Source organism: Streptococcus pluranimalium (assembly GCF_047785745.1).
Lineage (GTDB): Bacteria > Bacillota > Bacilli > Lactobacillales > Streptococcaceae > Streptococcus > Streptococcus pluranimalium_B.
Window position 1 is genome coordinate 1 of sequence record NZ_JBLOJT010000232.1, and the last position, 599, is coordinate 599.

The 599-nt window shown below is 36.2% G+C and carries 1 protein-coding gene and 1 tRNA gene; one reads left to right on the plus strand and one right to left on the minus strand.

What is annotated here, in order from left to right; translation table 11 throughout:
- Positions 1–235 precede the first annotated feature (235 nt).
- A tRNA-Arg gene (locus tag ACMZ6U_RS10670) sits at positions 236–307 on the plus strand.
- A 39-nt stretch (positions 308–346) separates the two neighbouring features.
- Here ACMZ6U_RS10670 and ACMZ6U_RS10675 read toward each other — a convergent pair.
- Positions 347–599 (minus strand): tyrosine-type recombinase/integrase (locus ACMZ6U_RS10675; protein WP_416108378.1); only part of this gene is annotated, 253 nt, incomplete at its 5' end.

Sequence of the window (599 nt, forward strand, 5' to 3'; positions counted from 1 at the left end):
TCATATTCTTTGATCAGCTCACTTCGTTTCATCCCTACATTGTGAAGGTCAACGATTTGTTGTTTAAAATCATTTGTAAAATGACGGCGTATTTTTCTAGACATATTTTTCTTCTGTTTTCTTTAGTGTAGAACACGTTACAAGACTGTCTAGTTTAGTGTAACCGATTCACTTGTGACTACAGGAAATTAAAACTTGCATGTCCCAAGAGTCTGATGTACAATAGACATAACTAGTCTCCTTAGTTAAATGGATATAACAACTCCCTCCTAAGGAGTCGTTGCTGGTTCGATTCCGGCAGGGGACAATATAAAATGAAAAGAACCCTTGATTTAATAGGGTTCTTTTACGTATCATCTGAATTAAGGGGCAAATTAGGGGTAATTTTTTCTGTCGCATTATCTACTAGTTGTTGTATATTTATGGTTGTATGGCTGTAGATGGATAATGTCGTCTTGGGGTCACTATGCCCAACTCTATCCATGATGGCTTTTAATGGCACTCCGTTTTCGGCAAGGTAAGAAATATATGAGTGTCTAAAAATGTACGTATGGTAATCGCCATAATTTTTTAAGCGCTTATTGATATAAGCAAGATTG